The sequence below is a fragment of the Bacteroidota bacterium genome (assembly GCA_016722565.1).
Taxonomy (GTDB): domain Bacteria; phylum Bacteroidota; class Bacteroidia; order 2-12-FULL-35-15; family 2-12-FULL-35-15; genus 2-12-FULL-35-15.
Genome location: JADKIU010000007.1, coordinates 636,558 through 653,431 on the forward strand (window position 1 = coordinate 636,558; position 16,874 = coordinate 653,431).

21 protein-coding genes are annotated in these 16,874 nt (G+C 36.9%); 8 read left to right on the forward strand and 13 right to left on the reverse strand.

All coding sequences use genetic code 11. The features are described 5' to 3' along the window. Positions 1 to 68 precede the first annotated feature (68 nt). From IPP64_17625 to IPP64_17640, 4 genes are all read right to left on the reverse strand, one after another. Positions 69 to 737 carry a hypothetical protein gene (locus IPP64_17625; protein MBL0331183.1) on the reverse strand — a complete coding sequence of 223 codons (669 nt, stop codon included), beginning with the start codon at positions 735 to 737 and terminating at the stop codon, positions 69 to 71. A gap of 71 nt (positions 738 to 808) precedes the next feature. Then, positions 809 to 1,393 (reverse strand): DUF502 domain-containing protein, encoded by a 585-nt coding sequence (locus tag IPP64_17630; GenBank protein MBL0331184.1) that lies wholly within the window; start codon positions 1,391 to 1,393, stop codon positions 809 to 811. Positions 1,394 to 1,443: 50 nt separating this feature from the next. Further along, on the reverse strand, positions 1,444 to 1,803 hold the full coding sequence (locus IPP64_17635; protein MBL0331185.1) for an MmcQ/YjbR family DNA-binding protein: 360 nt from the start codon (positions 1,801 to 1,803) through the stop codon (positions 1,444 to 1,446). Between the two features lie 50 nt (positions 1,804 to 1,853). After that, positions 1,854 to 2,324 carry an Lrp/AsnC family transcriptional regulator gene (locus IPP64_17640; GenBank protein ID MBL0331186.1) on the reverse strand — a complete coding sequence of 157 codons (471 nt, stop codon included), beginning with the start codon at positions 2,322 to 2,324 and terminating at the stop codon, positions 1,854 to 1,856. A gap of 83 nt (positions 2,325 to 2,407) precedes the next feature. On the opposite strand from IPP64_17640, the gene IPP64_17645 reads away from it, so the two are divergent. Further along, positions 2,408 to 3,952: an acyl-CoA carboxylase subunit beta gene (locus tag IPP64_17645; protein MBL0331187.1), complete on the forward strand. Its 1,545-nt coding sequence runs from the start codon at positions 2,408 to 2,410 to the stop codon at positions 3,950 to 3,952. A 131-nt stretch (positions 3,953 to 4,083) separates the two neighbouring features. Beyond that, on the forward strand, positions 4,084 to 4,404 hold the full coding sequence (locus IPP64_17650; protein ID MBL0331188.1) for an endonuclease domain-containing protein: 321 nt from the start codon (positions 4,084 to 4,086) through the stop codon (positions 4,402 to 4,404). 39 nt (positions 4,405 to 4,443) lie between these two features. Here IPP64_17650 and pgeF read toward each other — a convergent pair whose 3' ends face one another. Beyond that, complete coding sequence (gene pgeF / locus IPP64_17655) at positions 4,444 to 5,187, reverse strand: peptidoglycan editing factor PgeF (GenBank protein MBL0331189.1); 744 nt, start codon at positions 5,185 to 5,187, stop codon at positions 4,444 to 4,446. A gap of 172 nt (positions 5,188 to 5,359) precedes the next feature. On the opposite strand from pgeF, the gene purD reads away from it, so the two are divergent. Then, positions 5,360 to 6,646 carry a phosphoribosylamine--glycine ligase gene (purD, locus tag IPP64_17660; GenBank protein MBL0331190.1) on the forward strand — a complete coding sequence of 429 codons (1,287 nt, stop codon included), beginning with the start codon at positions 5,360 to 5,362 and terminating at the stop codon, positions 6,644 to 6,646. 71 nt (positions 6,647 to 6,717) lie between these two features. Here the strand turns inward: purD and IPP64_17665 are convergent, their stop codons facing one another. Further along, complete coding sequence (locus IPP64_17665; protein ID MBL0331191.1) at positions 6,718 to 6,903, reverse strand: hypothetical protein; 186 nt, start codon at positions 6,901 to 6,903, stop codon at positions 6,718 to 6,720. Positions 6,904 to 6,988: 85 nt separating this feature from the next. Between IPP64_17665 and IPP64_17670 the strand changes: the two genes are divergently transcribed. The 3 genes from IPP64_17670 to IPP64_17680 all read left to right on the forward strand — a co-directional run bounded on the left by IPP64_17670 (position 6,989) and on the right by IPP64_17680 (position 9,373). Then, positions 6,989 to 7,966 carry a hypothetical protein gene (locus tag IPP64_17670; protein ID MBL0331192.1) on the forward strand — a complete coding sequence of 326 codons (978 nt, stop codon included), beginning with the start codon at positions 6,989 to 6,991 and terminating at the stop codon, positions 7,964 to 7,966. Between the two features lie 104 nt (positions 7,967 to 8,070). Then, a complete protein-coding gene (purQ, locus tag IPP64_17675) occupies positions 8,071 to 8,766 on the forward strand; it encodes a phosphoribosylformylglycinamidine synthase subunit PurQ (protein ID MBL0331193.1) in 696 nt (231 codons plus the stop codon). 241 nt (positions 8,767 to 9,007) lie between these two features. Continuing rightward, positions 9,008 to 9,373, forward strand: coding sequence for a hypothetical protein (locus IPP64_17680; protein MBL0331194.1), 366 nt, complete (start codon positions 9,008 to 9,010; stop codon positions 9,371 to 9,373). Positions 9,374 to 9,442: 69 nt separating this feature from the next. Here the strand turns inward: IPP64_17680 and IPP64_17685 are convergent, their stop codons facing one another. The 3 genes from IPP64_17685 to IPP64_17695 all read right to left on the reverse strand — a co-directional run bounded on the left by IPP64_17685 (position 9,443) and on the right by IPP64_17695 (position 11,159). After that, entirely contained in the window at positions 9,443 to 10,018 is a 576-nt protein-coding gene (locus tag IPP64_17685; protein MBL0331195.1) for a nicotinate-nucleotide adenylyltransferase, read from the reverse strand. Between the two features lie 54 nt (positions 10,019 to 10,072). Then, positions 10,073 to 10,426, reverse strand: coding sequence for a TM2 domain-containing protein (locus IPP64_17690; GenBank protein MBL0331196.1), 354 nt, complete (start codon positions 10,424 to 10,426; stop codon positions 10,073 to 10,075). A 127-nt stretch (positions 10,427 to 10,553) separates the two neighbouring features. After that, positions 10,554 to 11,159, reverse strand: a complete 606-nt coding sequence (locus tag IPP64_17695; protein ID MBL0331197.1) for a superoxide dismutase — start codon at positions 11,157 to 11,159, stop codon at positions 10,554 to 10,556. A gap of 228 nt (positions 11,160 to 11,387) precedes the next feature. Between IPP64_17695 and IPP64_17700 the strand changes: the two genes are divergently transcribed. Next, positions 11,388 to 11,603 carry a hypothetical protein gene (locus tag IPP64_17700; GenBank protein MBL0331198.1) on the forward strand — a complete coding sequence of 72 codons (216 nt, stop codon included), beginning with the start codon at positions 11,388 to 11,390 and terminating at the stop codon, positions 11,601 to 11,603. A 77-nt stretch (positions 11,604 to 11,680) separates the two neighbouring features. Here the strand turns inward: IPP64_17700 and IPP64_17705 are convergent, their stop codons facing one another. Beyond that, the gene (locus IPP64_17705) at positions 11,681 to 13,282 is read right to left on the reverse strand and encodes a PDZ domain-containing protein (GenBank protein MBL0331199.1); all 1,602 of its coding nucleotides are present in this window, start codon (positions 13,280 to 13,282) and stop codon (positions 11,681 to 11,683) included. A gap of 13 nt (positions 13,283 to 13,295) precedes the next feature. Continuing rightward, entirely contained in the window at positions 13,296 to 13,766 is a 471-nt protein-coding gene (locus IPP64_17710) for a dCMP deaminase family protein (protein ID MBL0331200.1), read from the reverse strand. Positions 13,767 to 13,919: 153 nt separating this feature from the next. On the opposite strand from IPP64_17710, the gene ygiD reads away from it, so the two are divergent. Continuing rightward, entirely contained in the window at positions 13,920 to 14,807 is an 888-nt protein-coding gene (ygiD, locus tag IPP64_17715; protein ID MBL0331201.1) for a 4,5-DOPA dioxygenase extradiol, read from the forward strand. Positions 14,808 to 14,811: 4 nt separating this feature from the next. Here ygiD and IPP64_17720 read toward each other — a convergent pair whose 3' ends face one another. Then, on the reverse strand, positions 14,812 to 15,513 hold the full coding sequence (locus IPP64_17720; GenBank protein MBL0331202.1) for a response regulator transcription factor: 702 nt from the start codon (positions 15,511 to 15,513) through the stop codon (positions 14,812 to 14,814). Then, a complete protein-coding gene (locus IPP64_17725; GenBank protein MBL0331203.1) occupies positions 15,506 to 16,777 on the reverse strand; it encodes a HAMP domain-containing histidine kinase in 1,272 nt (423 codons plus the stop codon). The genes IPP64_17720 and IPP64_17725 overlap by 8 nt, the downstream gene beginning before the upstream one ends. Positions 16,778 to 16,874: the final 97 nt, after the last annotated feature.

The following is a 16,874-nucleotide window of genomic DNA, read 5'->3' on the forward strand; positions in this document are numbered from 1 at the left end:
AAAAAACTCCCGTTACTTTCGAAACGGGAGCTTTTTTTTAATTTTTCAATCTTACAATTTTTAATCGTTTATTCAACCGATTTTAATTGTTTATCGATTTCGCCAACCACTTTTTTCTGTGCTTCAATCTCACCTTTTTTCTTGTCTTGATCCGCCTTATTTTTTACGATATCATCCTCTGCTTTTTTGATTTTCTTTTTATAATCTTCGATATCATCTTCTAAGTTTTTCTTTTCTTTTTCTAACGACTTTTGCTCGTCTTCAAAGTTCGATTGAATCTTTTGAGCATCTTTCAATTTGCTTTCAATGGCGTCTTTCGTAGCTTTTACGGCAAACTCTTTCACAATTTCTTCTGCTACTTTGTATTGATCTTTATGATCGCCAGAATTTAAAAATGCACCACCTAAATCAAATGCCACTACAAAAGTAATTTCCGGATCACCTTTTTTTCCAATTGCTTTCCCATAAATATCGATGGTATTGTTTCCCATTTCTTTAATGGTTGCATGGTCAACAAAAATAGCTCCGTCTTTGGATGAACGTTTACCATCGTACTTTTTCATATACGAACGAAATGCATCTTCTGCATCCGATGGATTGATTCCATAAAGGGTAACGGTCAATGCGTTGTGACTTCCACCACCAATATTTTCGCTAGATTGTTTAACTTTTATTTTTTGTGCTGAGGCTGAAAATGCAAGTGCAACTGCAAAAGCCAATGTAAATACCTTCTTCATATCTTATAGTTTTTCGATTTGAATCTACAAGATACAATAATCCTTCCAAAAATAAAAGTTATAGAAGGGAATTATTTTTGATCGTCATCGATATCCGTCACTCCACCCGAAACAATGAATTTCATGACTTCTGCCGAAGAAGCATCTACAGGGGTAATGTGATCCACAGGAACAATCAAGAGGTTTCCTGAAAACGAGTAGGATAAAGGAACATAAACAGCCATCGTTCCTTTTGAAATGTTTAATTCACTCAAATCTTCCTGCGTAATAAATCCCAATTGCTGAATATTATTTTCTTTGTTGATTGTTACCAGTACCGGTTTGTTAAATCGTTTTTTGCTGCCTACAAATGCTGATAAAAAATCTTTGATGGATGAATAGACTGTTTTTACTACAGGTGTATGCTCCAATGCATGATCAAACATTGAAAAAAGCGGTCGTAAAATAATGGAAGAGCCCAATAATCCCATTAAGAAAATCAGCAATAACGTTATTGCAATCACAATAAATGGATCAAAAAACGGACTCACAATTGTTCCGAACAAATGAACAAATGAGCCAATAATGGAAATGATTTTATAAAACACATAGCCTGTAATCGCAACAGGAACAGTGATGATTAATCCTTGAACGAAATAAATTAAAACCTTTTTCATTTGAATGCTTAAATTGTGGAGCAAAAATACTCAATTAAAAGGGGAATCAATTATTTCATCGAAGCTAATTTTTTCTGTTCAATCTTAGGTAATCCGGAAACAACCAGATTATAGGAATCGGTTATCCATTCCTGCAAAAATTTATTGCTTGCTGTTCCATCAACGATAATGGTGTTCCAATGCTTTTTATTCATATGGTAACCGGGAAGCACACAGGAGTAGTGGTCTCTCAGTTCAATTGCTTTTTCGGGATCACATTTTACGTTAAATTGAAGTGGGTTCGAATCAAAGCCGGTGAGTAAAAAGGCTTTCCCCATCACTTTAAAAACAAGGGTGTCGGGACCAAAAGGTAAGGTTTCCTCAACGCCTTTTTTCGACATACAATAATCTCTGAGTTCTTCTAGGTTCATTTATTTCTCCTTTCCTTCGACTCCGCTCAGGATGACGGAGTGGGTGATACTTAGTAGTTAAGCGGCAGTACTTTGGAATCTTTGACTTTTGAAAGAATCATCATGGTTTGCATTTGTCCGATTTCCTCCATTTTGCTAAGACGATTACTAATCAACATTTCAAAATCACGGATATCCTTCAACATCACAATCAAAATATAATCTGCACTACCTGTAACCTGATAACATTCCATAATCTCCGGAATCTTGTTGATTTCCTTTTTAAAATTGGCAATTGCGTTTTCGATTTGGCGGGTGAGTGTAATTTGGATAATCGCCTTTATTCCAACGCCTAAGGCTTCTTCGTTCACTTTGGTATAATAACCTTTGATGAGCTTTGCTTGCTCTAGTTTTTTAACGCGTTCCAAGGTTGGAGCCGGTGAAAGCCCTATCTCTGCCGACAATTGCAAATTGGTAATCTTTGCATTTTCCTGAAGGATTTTGAGGATTTTTAAATCTATTTTATCGAGATGATGGCTCATGGAATCGGTTATTTCTCCAAAGTTAAAAAAATAAAAAAGAACCTATAATTTTTGCTACTTTTGGTACTCTTATTAAAACAAACATGAAGAATAAAATTATCGATTTAGAAAAAAAGATAGCCGAAGCACAATTGGGTGGTGGCGCAAAACGTATCGAATCACAACATAAAAAAGGCAAGTTAACAGCCCGTGAGCGACTTCATTTTTTAATGGACGAAGGCAAGTTTGAAGAAATTGGAATGCTGGTAACACACCGTTCTACGGAGTTTGGCTTGGAACGCGAAAAATATTTGGGCGATGGTGTTATTACAGGTTATGGAAAAATAAACGGTCGATTAACCTACGTTTTTTCTCAAGATTTTACGGTTTTCGGAGGTTCATTATCCGAAACACATGCCGAAAAAATTTGCAAAATCATGGATTTGGCGATGCAAAACGGAGCACCGGTTATCGGCTTAAACGATAGTGGTGGCGCTCGTATTCAAGAAGGCGTTGTTTCGTTGGGTGGTTATGCCGATATCTTTTACAGAAATACTTTAGCATCCGGAGTTGTTCCACAACTTTCCGCCATCATGGGACCTTGTGCCGGTGGAGCGGTTTATTCTCCGGCCATCACCGACTTTATCATGATGGTAGAAAACACTTCCTACATGTTTGTAACCGGTCCGAACGTAGTAAAAACCGTTACCCACGAAGAAGTAACATCCGAAGAATTGGGTGGCGCATCTACACATTCTACAAAATCAGGAGTAACACATTTTTCTTGTGCGAATGAAATTGAATGTATCAATAACATCAAAGCATTGTTGAGTTACATGCCTCAAAACTGTGAAGATGATGCACCAAGTGTTGCTTATGAAAGCAATGGCAATGAAAAGCGTCACGACTTAAATAACATCATTCCTGAAAATCCAAATCAACCTTACGATATGCGTGATGTGATTAATGGCGTGATTGATACCGATTCATTTTTAGAGGTACATAAAAACTATGCAGAAAACATTGTAGTAGGTTTTGCACGATTAGGTGGAAAAAGCATTGGAATTGTAGCCAACCAACCTGCATTTTTAGCAGGAGTTTTGGACATCAACTCTTCCACCAAAGCAGCGCGCTTTGTGCGTTTTTGTGATAGCTTCAATATTCCTTTATTAGTATTTGAAGATGTTCCAGGATTCTTGCCAGGAACGGATCAAGAGTGGCATGGTATCATCACGAACGGAGCAAAATTATTGTATGCATTCTGCGAAGCAACCGTTCCACGCGTAACTGTCATCACCAGAAAAGCATACGGTGGAGCTTACGATGTAATGAATAGCAAGCACATTGGTGCCGACATGAATTATGCTTGGCCATCTGCTGAAATTGCTGTAATGGGCGCAAAAGGTGCCGCAGAAATTATTTTCAAAAACGAAATTGCTGCGGCAAAAAATCCTGCAGAAAAATTAGCAGAGAAAGAAAAAGAATACATCGAACATTTTGCAAATCCTTACCGTGCTGCTGAACGAGGTTATGTAGATGAAGTGATTAAACCGGAGGATACTCGTGAAAAATTAATAAAAGCATTTGATATGCTAAAAAATAAAGTGGCTAAGTTGCCGAAGAAGAAACACGGGAATATTCCTTTGTAGACCTCACCCTAAATCCCTCTCCTTGTTCAAGGAGAGGGACTTTTTAATTCTGCTACTACTTGCAGAATTATCCAATTTAACCTTCATCGAAAAAGAAAACTTCACTGATGGACGTTCACAATAAAAGATCTATGCTTGACATAAGACGAATTCTTCGAGTTAATTCTACTTCCGCAGAAGAAATCTTGTGGGAAGAAATTCGCAACAAAAAATTAAACGGATTAAAATTTAAACGACAACATAGTATCGGCAATTATGTGGTAGATTTCTATTGTGCATCCAAAAGATTGATTATCGAATTAGATGGTGAAGTTCACAATACTGAAGAACAAAAAGAAAAAGATCAACACAGAGATCAAAATTTGAAGGAAATGAATTTTAAAATCCTAAGAATATCCAATTCCCAGGTATTAAATGATATAGAAACAGTTAAACGTTTACTTTTATCATAATTGCGGAGCCACACCCCTCTCCTTGAACAAGGAGAGGGGCTAGGGGTGAGGTCTCACCCCAATCACCGCCATCATTCTACCAGTAACACCTTTTTCTTTCCGATGAGAGAAAAAGGTGTTGTTGTTTTCTACCGTACAATAGTCAGATATTTCAATATTATTTCCCTCTACTCCAAAATCAAGCAATTGTTGTTGATTTGCTTTTTTGAGATCCACAAACCATTTTTGTTTTTGTTCGTCAAAACGTTTCAATGAAGATTCAAAATTTTCTGCCACCTCATCACCTACTTCAAAATTTTCATACGAGATACATGCACCAATAAATGCTTTGCAATCTTTTCCTTCCGTTCCGTAATTCTCTTTCATTAATTGTAAAACGTTGGAAACAATTTTTCCAACAGTTCCTCGCCATCCTGCATGTATCGCAGCAACGGCATCGTTTTTTTCATCGTGAATTAATATGGGTGTACAATCAGCAATAGAAACCGCTAAAAAAATATTGGGTTTGTTGGTGATTTGTGCATCGTACTTTTCGTTGGTTACCGGTTCATTTACAACCAATACTTCGTTGCCATGTACTTGATAACATCTGGAAACTTGCTTTACGTCAATTCCAAGTTTCCCAAAAAATAATTCTCTGTTCTTCCATACCGTCTGTTCATTGTCATTGACCGACAAGCCTAAATTCATTGAATCAAAAGGTGGAACACTCCATCCACCCAGACGGGTACTTTGCGCTGCAATTACTTTGGAAGAATCAAATATTTTTGGAAAAAGAATCATTTTGCAAAGATAATCCAAAAGATCTCACGCCTAGCCACTCTCCTTGTTTTCCGAAGGAGTCGTTCGAACATGGAGAATGGAAGTGCTGCGAAATAATATCTTAGTATGACTTCGTGGCCTTCGTGCCTTAGTGGTGAAAAATTTCGTTTCTTTGCATCAAAATAATTACCCAATGAACATTTTAATTTTAGGATCCGGTGGCCGCGAACATGCATTTGCATGGAAATTAGCACAGAGTAAAAAACTAAGCAAATTATACATTGCTCCAGGAAATGCAGGAACTTCCAGTGTAGGAACAAATGTTGCAATTGCCGTGACAGATTTTGAAGGCATCAAAAAATTTGTTTTGGAGAATGCCATCAACATGGTTGTTGTTGGTCCGGAAGACCCATTGGTAAAAGGTATTTATGATTATTTTCAAGCAGATCCCCAATTAAAAAATGTTGCAGTAATCGGTCCGCAAAAAGCGGGAGCAGAATTGGAAGGCAGTAAGGATTTTTCGAAAAAATTTATGATTCGCCATGGCATCCCAACCGCACGATACGAGACATTTACGAAAGATACATTAGCAGAAGGATTAAAATTTTTAGAGACACTTCAACCTCCATATGTTTTAAAAGCGGATGGATTGGCTGCTGGGAAAGGTGTTGTGATTCCAACAACCTTAGAAGATGCAAAAAAAGAATTGACCGAAATGTTAGCCAATGCGAAGTTTGGTGCGGCATCTGCAAAAGTAGTGATTGAAGAATTTTTAAAAGGTATTGAGCTTTCTGTTTTTGTTTTAACAGATGGAAACTCTTATAAAATATTACCTGCTGCAAAAGATTACAAAAGAATTGGTGAAGGCGACAAAGGATTAAACACGGGCGGAATGGGCGCCATTTCTCCCGTTCCATTTGCAGATGAAGCATTTATTAAAAAGGTAGAAGACCGTGTAATTATTCCAACCATCGATGGATTAAAAAAGGAAGGCATTGTTTACAAAGGATTTATTTTTATTGGATTGATGAATGATAGTGGTGACCCGAAAGTGATTGAGTACAATGTTCGCATGGGCGATCCGGAAACCGAATCTGTGATTCCAAGAATCAAATCTGATTTGTTGGATTTGTTTGAAGGTGTTGCCAACGGAAACTTAAATGAAAAAACGTTCGAAGTGGATAGTCGTTTTGCTACAACAGTAATGATGGTTGCAGGTGGCTATCCGGAGGAATACGCAAAAGGAGATGTAATGACAGGATTTGAATTGGTAGAAGGAAGTATCGCCTTTCATGCAGGAACAAAACAAGATGGGAATAACGTTGTTACAAATGGTGGGCGTGTAATTGCAATTACATCTTATGGGAACACTATGAACGAAGCATTAAAAAAATCGTTTGCGAATGCCGAACGTATTCAATACAAAGGAAAGTATTATAGAAGAGATATTGGAAAAGATTTGGAAGTGTATTATAAATAAAGAACGTTTAAACAAAAAAATCCCCAATCCGAATAATCAGATTGGGGATTTTTAGTTGAATGCATATTCGTTTATTTTAACGTTCCTTTTTCTTTCGCTTCTCTGTTAAAGTTTGCTTGCATACGCATCCAAACCAAAAGCAAGCTTACGATAATTATCCAAAAAAATAAGTTGGGTCCGTTTCCTAATGCTTCCATAAATTGGAATGTCCATTGAAAAAAACTACCTAATCCGTTGAAAATATCTGTCCAAGTCATAATCGTAATGTTTATTTTATGGTCTCAAATGTACAAATTTTATTTAAAATCAATAATTTTTTAAGCTAATTTTAGCAACTGAAATATGTTTATACGGTTTTTTAAATCCAACAATGCTTCTGCATTACTCTTTTTGCCCCTGATTGCTATTATTATCTGGGTGTTTGGGTATATAAACCCTAACGCTCCTCTTCCGGTAAAGCACGCCATGCCCCTGTACGATTTAATTGCAGGGATTTTTACTACAATTCCTTGGTTATCCACAACAATCGGGCTTTTATTAATTATCGGGGAGGCGTTTTTACTCAATTTTATTGTGAACGAAAATGAGGTTTTGGAGAAACAAAACTATTTACCGGCCCTCTTTTACATTGTTTTTATGAGTAATAATGATGCAATGTTGATGTTGCATCCGCTGCTGTTCGGGAATCTATTCATTTTATTTGCTTTGCACCGGTTATTAAGCTCTTACCGCAAAGACAAAGCCTTTTCTGAGTCGTTTGATGCCGGTTTATTGATTTCCATCGCTTCCTTGTTTTACTTTCCTTTTGTCGTTTTTTTACCCTTATTAGGTGTTGCACTCATCCTCTTACGCCCTTTTAACTGGAGAGAATGGATCATTTCCTTTTTTGGGGCGGTAATTCCCTATTTGTTTGTCCTCACGGTTTATTTTTGGAATGATACACTGGAATATTTGTTTTATGACAAGATGTTTTACCAGTTTATTCGAGAAAAACCGGTGTTGGATTTCCCCAAAACCTTTTATTTCATGATTGGCATTGGCTGGGTGATCGTTTTCTTTGCCATTGTTAAAATCATTCTAGGCGTAGGAATTGGTTCCCAACGCACAAAAAAGTCTGTTATCCTGTTTGTTTGGTTTTTGTTCTTTTCCGCTTTCTCCATTTTATTGGCTCCGGAAATCTCCACCAAATACTTTTCAGCACTGGCCATCCCTTCCGCTATATTTTGTGCCAACTACTTTACTCATATTAAAAAGGAATGGTGGGCCGAATTTTTATTCTTATTGCTGCTTTCTTCCTTGTTTGTGAATTTGATCTTATAGATTTTTTTAACAATCTATCAAGAAGGAATATTTGAGCTTATTTTATTTCTAACTTTACGCCTCTCCCGATAACGATCGGGATTAATCGTTTTAAAAAATATAGTATGAGCAAATTTGGAGTTGTTATTTTCCCGGGGTCAAACTGTGATCAAGACATGATTTATGTTTTAAGAGACATCATGGGGCAGGATGTGGTTGAGTTGTGGCACAAAGATACCGATTTGAAGGGCTGTGATTTTATAGTGCTGCCGGGAGGGTTTTCGTATGGCGATTACCTTCGTTCCGGAGCGATTGCGCGTTTTTCACCAATCATGGAAAAAGTGATTGAGTTTGCCAACAAAGGTGGATATGTGCTGGGTGTTTGTAATGGATTCCAAATTTTATGTGAAGCCGGATTGGTTCCGGGAGCCTTATTACACAATAACGAACGAAAGTTTATCTGCAAAAACGTATTTATAAAAGCAGAAAACAATTCTACTTTAATTACATCCGAAGTTCCGCTTGAAAAAGCGCTTAAAATACCTATTGCTCATGGTGAAGGGAAGTATTATGCGGATGCTGACACCATCAAACAGTTAAATGCAAACGGACAAATTATTTTCCGCTATTGCGATGAAAATGGAAATGTAACGGATGCTTCTAATCCAAATGGGGCAACAGAAAACATTGCTGGTGTTTGTAATGCTGGTAAAAATGTGTTTGGAATGATGCCTCACCCTGAAAGAGCAACCGATGGTGAATTAAGCAACATTGATGGACGTTGGATTTTTGACTCTATCCTAAGCTTAGTTAAAAACTAATTTTATTATCTGTCATTTTTAGTCATTTTCTCTCATTTTCATCAATTTTTGGTGATTTTTGGCGAAATATACCCTCATTTTATCATTTTTTGCCTCGTTTTCACCCCTCCACTTTTAAACAATTAATGAACAATCGGGCTTCACGCTGTTCATATTTTGGTCTTTATTTTCGACTAAGAAAGACTTAACTTTATGTTGGTTATTAAAACAATTATTTAAATCAATTTAAAAATTTTTTGCCATGAGTTTTATGAACGAAGCGACTCCTACCGTTACAGTGAAGAAAAAAAACATTTCTACATTGATTGAATATTGCATTGAAAACAAAATCGACTTTACCGTGAAGTCAAAATCAAATGATGATTTCGACATTGAGTTCATTGTAACAAATACACCAAAAGCTATTGCATTGGGTATGTGTTTAAAGGAACTTAAACTGGAGTTAAACGGACTTAGTGTAACATCTGTTGCTAGTATCAAAGCGAACAAAAAAGTGTTGTCACCTAAGGAAACCGGCTTAACAATCGGAAATGGTATTGTTGCTGAAGGCGAAACAGAAATGGCCTTTGAAGATGCATTAAAATTCGATTTGGGAGCTTCGAACTAGGAGCTGTAATTAAAATTTTTAGATGCGAATGCCTCTGCAGAAATGCAGGGGCATTTTTATGGCACTTACTTATTTTTCGTAAAAATGCATCTCTCGCATGTATTCCCACACAGCAGGAGCAACGAAATAGCGAACATCTTTTTTGTCTTTTATCGCCTTTCGGATAGAGGTGGATGAAATCTCCATTAAGGGAGCATCAATCATTTTTACTCGTTTATGATTAAACAACTCTGAGCCTTTAATATTCGGACGCGGATACACATACAATTCGTAGTGTTTTAAAATTTCTTCGTAATTTTTCCATTTGTGAAACCCTTCCAGATTGTCGCTTCCCATGATCAATGCAAAATCATTGTTCGGATACTTCTCTTTTAAATGTGCTAATGTATTGATGGTATAAGAAGGTTGGGGCAATTTAAATTCGATATTACTCGCTTTCATTTTATTATTATCCCCAATGGCAAGGGTCACCATCTGCAAGCGATGCGTTTCCGGGAGGAGTGAATTCTTTTCTTTGAGTGGGTTGTGTGGAGAAACCACAAACCAGATACGATCCAGGTCGGAATTTGCCAACATATAATTCGCAATCACCATGTGTCCAACATGGATGGGATTAAAGGAACCGAAGAATAAACCGACTTTCATGATTACGAATCTAAACTACAAAAACTTTTAACTTTCAAACTTTGGACGTTGAACTTATTTCAACCACATAAAAATGTTGGGATTGTTTTCGTACTGCTCAATGTCTTTGCTAAATGTAATTACAAAAAAATCAATCAGCGGAAGCACTCCAAAACAGCCTCCAAATGTTGCCACATAAACAACGGGCACCCATGGTTTTGTTCCCAACATCACTCTGTGAGCGCCCATAAATCCTAAAGGGAAAGGGAAAGCAAAAAAGGCAGAAATGAGTTTTTTTTTGTTTTGTTCCTTGCTCGAATTCTTTTTTACGATCGAATCTGCAACCGCTTTATCGATTTGTAAAATAAGTGTGTCAGCTGATTCAACGATGTAAATCGTAGACAACTCCCTTTCCGTTTTATGTTCCATGGCTTTTGCTGAAAAGCAAAAGCAAAAAACAAACGAAATAATGAAACTTATTTTTTTAGTATCCAAAACGTTTAAGAAATAAAAAAGGGGATGCTTTAACGCATCCCCTTTAAAATTTAGATTTTAATTATTTTGCTGCTGCAAAGCGCTTAGCAACTTCTGCCCAATTCACAACATTCCAAAAAGCTGCGATATAATCCGGGCGTTTGTTTTGATATTTTAAGTAGTATGCATGTTCCCACACATCCATTCCTAAAATCGGTGTTCCTTTTACTTCCGCAATATCCATCAAAGGATTATCTTGATTTGGAGTTGAACAAACCGCTAATTTTCCATCTTTTACAATCAACCATGCCCAACCTGAACCGAAACGAGTTGCTCCTGCAGTCGCAAATTGCGTTTTAAAGTCAGCAAACGAACCAAAAGCACTGGTAATTGCTGCTGCCAAGTCGCCTGTAGGTTCACCACCGGCATTTGGACCCATTACTGTCCAAAAAAGGGAGTGATTATAGTGTCCACCACCATTGTTACGAACCGGCATCGGGTATTTCGAAATGTTTTTGCAGATTTCTTCGATACTCAATTTTTCTGTTTCAGAACCTGCAATCGCTGCATTTAAGTTCGTTACATAGGCTTGATGATGTTTTGAATGATGAATCTCCATCGTTTGAGCATCAATATGAGGCTCTAATGCTGTGTAGGCATACGGTAATTTAGGTAATTCGAAAGCCATAGTTTATATTTTTAAGGGTTAATTATTGTTTAATTGAGTTGCAAAGATAGGTCTTTTTACACCGTTTTTAGTCAAAAGGTGAGAAAGAATCGTTGTTTTTTAGGGTTCTTAACAATGCTTTGTTTAAATAATTGTGTTTTAGATAGCTATAAGATTTTGTGCGTATGGATTTTTAGCTACCTTTGCGCCCAGATACTAGTATTAATCAAAAAACAAAACAAAAACAAAATGAAAAAATTATTTTCTTTATTGTTCGTAGCAGGTGCATTAAGCATCGTTTCTTGCGGACCGTCTGCAGAAGAAGCTGCTAAAATGGAAGCTGAAGCAAAAGCTAAAATGGATTCTTTGTTCAACGCTGCTAGCGCTGCTGTTGAAACAGCTCCTGACACTACAGCTACTGCTACTCCTGATTCTGCTGCTACAACAACTGAAGCTGCTCACTAATCAGTGATTACAAAATAAAAACGCCTCTCAAACAATGTTTGAGAGGCGTTTTTATTTATCCATCTTTTGGAAACGCGTTACTTCATTAACTCAATTGCTTTTTTCAGCACATTGTCTTGTGTTTGAATCACCTGATAATAACCTTCACCATTAAAAATATTACGAGCAATCAAAGCTTTTAACTGGTTCTTCAAAATGTTTTGAGAAATCGCAATTTCCTTATTATTCCGTTTAATTTTATTCTTTTCAGCATAGGCAATAAACTCCTCCAAAATTGCCGGAGTAACAACAAACGACTTATTAAAATTTTCTACCGTTTTGTAGGATTTTAACTTTGTGCGTTCTCTATCTGCATATTCAAATGCAAAGTCGTTGGCTGTACCGGTAAAAAACACTTCCGTTAAATAAAGTGATCGTCCTGCTGTATCCAGTCCAACAAATACATCCGGAATAATTCCGCCTCCGCCATAAACAATCTTACCTGCAGGGGTTGTAAATTTTATCGAGTCGGTAATTTTAATGCTATCTGCATTTTCCAACTCCCCATTTGCATACCGATTATTCTCTTCTTCGTAATATGCTTCCACACCATCTGCATACGATTTTTGAATACTTCTACCGGTTGGAGTATAATAACGGGCAATGGTTAATCGGATGGCTGAACTATCAGAAAATTCACTTTGTTCCTGCACCAATCCTTTTCCAAACGAACGTCTGCCAATAATGGTTGCGCGGTCATTATCTTGTAAAGCGCCCGCTAAAATTTCACTGGCCGATGCCGAGCCATCATCAATCAACACCATTAATTTTCCGTTTTCAAATTCACCTCTTCGTGTTGCTTTGTAATCCTTTCTTGGGCGCGCTTTACCGATGGTGTAAACAATTTCTTTTCCTTCACTCAATAATTCATCGGCAATGTCAACCGCTGAATTCAAGAATCCACCGCCATTCCCACGCAAATCAATAATCAATTGTTGCATTCCTTGCCCACGCAATTTTTCAAACGCTTGCATGTATTCATCATAAGTGGTAGCTCCAAATCGACTAATCTTTATATATCCTGTTTTCGGATTCACCATGTAGGACACGTCTATGCTATGTATTGGAATTGTTCCACGCGTAATTACAAAATCAAGTAACCCGCGTTTTCCTCTGCGCATCATACTTACTTTTACTTTTGTACCACCTTTGCCTTTTAAGTTTTCCATCACCTGTTTGTTGGTGATTTTAATACCAGCCACTACTTTCCCATCCACCTTAATAATTTTGTCGCCTGCTTGTACGCCAACCAATTCGGACGGGCCACCGGGAATGGCCGCAATAACACGAATGGTATCCTCCACTATATTAAATTCAACACCTATCCCTTCAAAATTTCCTAACAAAGGTTCGTTGCTGGCAATCAGTTCTTCTGCTGTGATGTAACTGGAATGTGGATCTAAATTCGCTAAGAGAGAAACAATTGTTTTATCAACTAAGTCCTTGGTTTTAATGGTATCCACATATTGCTCTTCTACATACTTCAATATCTGGTCAATTTTACTGTACGCTCCATTTCCGTCAACAGAAATGGTTCCGGGAGTTGTTCTAAGATTGAATGTGCTTCCGATAAAAATTCCCAGAATGAGCACTAATGCAAAAACAATGGGAAGATATATGTAAAATTTAGGACGATTCATTTTAAGTGGGCAATTAAACTGTAGGCAATTTTTTTGAGTAACGCACAACTTCTACTCCAAATTTTTGAAGGAAATCAACGCCTTCATCGCTTTTTAATCCTTTAAAATCAGCATAAGAATTTAAGTAATAAACTTTTTTGATCCCCATCGTATAAATCACACGAGCACACGAAATGCAAGGTGAAAGCGTAACATAAAGCGTACATCCCTCAATCGACACTTTATTTTTAGAGGCATATAAGATGGCATTTTGTTCGGCATGTAATGCTAAGGAGCAGCTGCCTTTACTATCGCGCGGACAACCGTCTTTTTCAAAATCAATATCACAATTGTGCGTGCCTGCAGGAGGACCATTGTAGCCTAAAGAAACAATACGTGTGTCTTTTGTGAGCACAGCACCAACTTGCGCCTTTACACAATGGGAACGCTTGGCAAGATTTTCTGCCAACTCCATATAAATTTCATCAAAACTTGGTTTGCTCATAAATGCCTTAAATAGGAATGCGAATTTACGAAATATTAAAGGAATTGCATCGATTAATAAAATTATGATTTTTAGATTTGTCGTTTTTGTGTTGAATATTCCCAAACAATTTGAAGTACATAATTGTTATCTTTACAATACAATCCGAATGCGATGAAACGATCCGACTTTTTAAAGCTCCTTGCCTTATCACCCTTATCTCTTGCTGCTATGAAATTAAAAGAACTGGATACCTTAACGAGTAACTTATCTGTAACAGAAAAAATGCCTGTTTTGTTTTTAGGACATGGCAGTCCGATGAATGCCATTGAAGAAAATGAATTTGTAACCGGCTTTAGAAACATCGGAAAAGATATTCCCAAACCCAAGGCCATTCTCGTTGTTTCGGCTCACTGGGAAACAAAAGGGACGTTTGTTACCGCCATGGAAAAACCACGAACCATTCATGATTTCGGAGGGTTTCCCCAAGCGTTATTTGATGTGCAATATCCCGCGCCAGGAAGTCCGCATTATGCAAATGAAACAAAAGCGACCATAAAAAAGACAGCTGTAGGACTGGATGATAAATGGGGATTGGATCATGGAACCTGGTCGGTTGTGAAACATTTATACCCGAAAGCTGATGTGCCTGTGCTACAACTGAGCATTGATTATACACAAGGAGCACAATACCATTACGACTTAGCAAAAGAACTCGCCTCTCTGCGGAACAAAGGTGTGTTGATTGTTGGCAGTGGCAACATGGTACACAACTTAGGAATGATTGCCTGGGATAAATTAAATGAAACGAATTATGGTTATGATTGGGCAATCGAAGCCAGTGAAAAAATGAAAAAATTTATTTTGTCAGATGACCACAAACCACTGATCAATTTTAAATCGCAAGGAAAAGCATTTGATTTATCGATACCAAGTCCGGAACATTATTTACCACTCATCTATGCTCTGGCATTAAAAGAAAAGAATGAAAAAATTTCATTGTTTAATGATAAAGCAGTTGCTGGTTCTTTAACGATGACCTCCCTTAAGATTGACGCATAAAAAATTAGTTTGAAGGGACATTAAAGATAAATCCTACACCAAAAACATTTTCAATGGTAATGTCCGAATCGTCTTTTAAATATTTACGAATTTTAGTGATGAACACATCTAAACTTCTGCCTAAAAAATAATCGTTTTCACCCCATAATGCTTTCAGGAGTTCTTCACGTTTGATGACAACATTCCGATGATTGGATAAATAGTATAGAATTTCACTTTCTTTTTCAGTAATTCGTTTTGTGCTTTCACCCATCTTTAAGGATTGATTCGGATAATCAAATCTGAATTTTCCGAGTGAAATTATTTCTACGCTTTTGTCACGTTTATTTTCAGGAGTCCTTCGAATAACCGCTTTTATTTTCCACAGAAGTTCTTCCTCATCAAACGGTTTGGTGATATAATCATCGGCACCTAAATCATATCCTTTTAATTTATCTTCTTTTAATGATTTTGCAGTGATAAAAATAATGGGCACGTTTTTATCTATTAATCGGATTGCTTTTGCTAAAGAAAAACCATCCATCTTCGGCATCATCACATCCAACAAACATAAATCAAAAGATTGATTTTGAAATGCCTTTAATGCTAACTCGCCATCTTTACAAAGCTTCAAGTCAAACCCTTCTGTTTCCAGATAATCCACCAAAAGAATTCCCAGATTCAGATCGTCTTCGGCAAGTAATATGTTTAGTTGGGTTTTAGGCATAAGGAATCAAGATGTTAAATGTTGTGCCTTTATCGCTTTGAAGTTCGATGGTTCCACCATGCAATTCAACAATTGTTTTTACGTACGCTAATCCCAATCCAAATCCTTTTACATCATGTACATCTCCGGTAGGCACTCTAAAATATTTCTCGAACACTTTCTTTTGATATTCTTTTTCAATCCCGATGCCTTTATCAGCAACCACAACAACCAAATTATTATTTCTATTAAACGTTTCAATAGTCAACTCCGGTTTTCCCGAAGAATATTTGATGGCATTGTCTATCAAATTAGAAAAGGCATTGGCAAGATGTGATTTATCGCCCATTATCACAAAATTATTAGCATTCAGTTTCAATTGAATTTGCCCATGTTTGTTTTCAATCTGTATCGTCATCGATTTTATACAATCCTGTAGCAGCTGATGCACATCCAATTCTGTTTTTTGCAATGGTATTTCACCCTTTTCAAGTGCCGTCATGCTTAACACTTGCTCCACTTGAAGCCTCAACTTTTCATTTTCCTCCAATATAATTGCTGAGTAGTGTTTTATTTTATCTTCTTCCTTAATGGTTGAATCTTTCACAATCATTTTACCGGCTAACGCAATATTAGTTAATGGTGTTTTAAACTCATGCGTCATATTGTTTAAAAATTCGGTGGTATGTTCTGATATTTTTTTCTCTTTCAAAAGCGATCGAATCGTCCGCCAAAACAAAACCAGCACAACAATTATCAATAAAAGAGAGGTGATGAATAATACACCCATTTCAGCAATAATAAATTGTTTCTTTTCAGGAAAAATAAGTTTCAATTCAAATCCGTTTTTATTTACAGCATCTTGTAGTCCAATCTCACCGCAAGCAGGTTGCTCCAAAGAAGAGGATGTGTATGTGGAAGTATTCCCTGCACCAAGAGGTATCCGCCCCGATTTAATAACTTCAAAAGAATAGTCTACATGAAAACCATAAAATTTCATCGCATGCTGTAGCAAAGAATCTATTTTTCGAATTTCTTTTCCTGGCAGTGTTGCAACATAGCCGGAAGTGTTTATCGTTTCCGAAGAGGCTTCAATCGTTTGACACATTTGCTGATCCGAATAAAGAGCATCTGTTGTTTTTGCAAGCACCAGCTCCGCTTTTTCGTTAAAAAGCTCTTCTTTTATTTTTGCAGTTTGAAAAATCCAATTCACTTGAATCACCAATACGCTTAACAAAGCGATGGAAGCAATGGCAATAAATATATTGGTTCGATTGAACATCATTTGGATATTCAAAATTAACCATTTTATATGGCATTGAACATACATTAACAAGTCATTAACAACCCAATAACGAGTTAGTAACAAGGTCGCTTTTCAT

What these genes read in the sequence shown, in the direction of transcription:
- IPP64_17625 (MBL0331183.1), bottom strand. Translation starts at nt 737, where the DNA reads ATGAAGAAGGTATTTACATTGGCTTTTGCAGTTGCACTTGCATTTTCA.
- IPP64_17630 (MBL0331184.1), bottom strand. Translation starts at nt 1,393, where the DNA reads ATGAAAAAGGTTTTAATTTATTTCGTTCAAGGATTAATCATCACTGTT.
- IPP64_17635 (MBL0331185.1), bottom strand. Translation starts at nt 1,803, where the DNA reads ATGAACCTAGAAGAACTCAGAGATTATTGTATGTCGAAAAAAGGCGTT.
- IPP64_17640 (MBL0331186.1), bottom strand. Translation starts at nt 2,324, where the DNA reads ATGAGCCATCATCTCGATAAAATAGATTTAAAAATCCTCAAAATCCTT.
- IPP64_17645 (MBL0331187.1), top strand. Translation starts at nt 2,408, where the DNA reads ATGAAGAATAAAATTATCGATTTAGAAAAAAAGATAGCCGAAGCACAA.
- IPP64_17650 (MBL0331188.1), top strand. Translation starts at nt 4,084, where the DNA reads ATGCTTGACATAAGACGAATTCTTCGAGTTAATTCTACTTCCGCAGAA.
- pgeF (MBL0331189.1), bottom strand. Translation starts at nt 5,187, where the DNA reads ATGATTCTTTTTCCAAAAATATTTGATTCTTCCAAAGTAATTGCAGCG.
- purD (MBL0331190.1), top strand. Translation starts at nt 5,360, where the DNA reads ATGAACATTTTAATTTTAGGATCCGGTGGCCGCGAACATGCATTTGCA.
- IPP64_17665 (MBL0331191.1), bottom strand. Translation starts at nt 6,903, where the DNA reads ATGACTTGGACAGATATTTTCAACGGATTAGGTAGTTTTTTTCAATGG.
- IPP64_17670 (MBL0331192.1), top strand. Translation starts at nt 6,989, where the DNA reads ATGTTTATACGGTTTTTTAAATCCAACAATGCTTCTGCATTACTCTTT.
- purQ (MBL0331193.1), top strand. Translation starts at nt 8,071, where the DNA reads ATGAGCAAATTTGGAGTTGTTATTTTCCCGGGGTCAAACTGTGATCAA.
- IPP64_17680 (MBL0331194.1), top strand. Translation starts at nt 9,008, where the DNA reads ATGAGTTTTATGAACGAAGCGACTCCTACCGTTACAGTGAAGAAAAAA.
- IPP64_17685 (MBL0331195.1), bottom strand. Translation starts at nt 10,018, where the DNA reads ATGAAAGTCGGTTTATTCTTCGGTTCCTTTAATCCCATCCATGTTGGA.
- IPP64_17690 (MBL0331196.1), bottom strand. Translation starts at nt 10,426, where the DNA reads ATGGAACATAAAACGGAAAGGGAGTTGTCTACGATTTACATCGTTGAA.
- IPP64_17695 (MBL0331197.1), bottom strand. Translation starts at nt 11,159, where the DNA reads ATGGCTTTCGAATTACCTAAATTACCGTATGCCTACACAGCATTAGAG.
- IPP64_17700 (MBL0331198.1), top strand. Translation starts at nt 11,388, where the DNA reads ATGAAAAAATTATTTTCTTTATTGTTCGTAGCAGGTGCATTAAGCATC.
- IPP64_17705 (MBL0331199.1), bottom strand. Translation starts at nt 13,282, where the DNA reads ATGAATCGTCCTAAATTTTACATATATCTTCCCATTGTTTTTGCATTA.
- IPP64_17710 (MBL0331200.1), bottom strand. Translation starts at nt 13,766, where the DNA reads ATGAGCAAACCAAGTTTTGATGAAATTTATATGGAGTTGGCAGAAAAT.
- ygiD (MBL0331201.1), top strand. Translation starts at nt 13,920, where the DNA reads ATGAAACGATCCGACTTTTTAAAGCTCCTTGCCTTATCACCCTTATCT.
- IPP64_17720 (MBL0331202.1), bottom strand. Translation starts at nt 15,513, where the DNA reads ATGCCTAAAACCCAACTAAACATATTACTTGCCGAAGACGATCTGAAT.
- IPP64_17725 (MBL0331203.1), bottom strand. Translation starts at nt 16,777, where the DNA reads ATGATGTTCAATCGAACCAATATATTTATTGCCATTGCTTCCATCGCT.